Origin of the sequence: Pseudomonas sp. PNPG3, assembly GCF_023093815.1 — a bacterium.
Lineage (GTDB): Bacteria > Pseudomonadota > Gammaproteobacteria > Pseudomonadales > Pseudomonadaceae > Aquipseudomonas > Aquipseudomonas asiatica.
This window is the reverse complement of sequence record NZ_JALLKV010000189.1, coordinates 1-279: the sequence shown is the minus strand read 5'-3', so window position 1 is coordinate 279 and position 279 is coordinate 1. Positions and strand designations below refer to the sequence as shown.

The following is a 279-nucleotide window of genomic DNA, read 5'->3' as shown; positions in this document are numbered from 1 at the left end:
CACCGGCACCCCGCAGGGCGTCGCCCTCTCCGGCCGCTTCCCGTACCTGCAGGTCGGGGACGTCGTGGAGATCGGCATCGACGGCCTCGGCGCGCAGCGTCAGGAGTTCGTCGCGCACTCCTGAGCCGACGGCGCGGCTGACGCCGGGACCTGCGCCTCCGCCGCATCCGACGACGAGCCGGCCGACGGCGGTTCCGCGGCTGACGGCGGGACCGCCTCGAGCCGCCAGCCGGCCGAGGCGTCCTGCTGCGCCCAGAACGCGGCGAAGCGTCCGCCGGC

1 protein-coding gene is annotated in these 279 nt (G+C 77.1%); it reads right to left on the bottom strand.

Annotated features, from left to right (window positions below; translation table 11 throughout):
• Positions 1–99: 99 nt before the first annotated feature.
• A partial coding sequence (locus MJ643_RS30685; protein ID WP_247727310.1) for a hypothetical protein occupies positions 100–279 on the bottom strand: 180 nt, incomplete at its 5' end.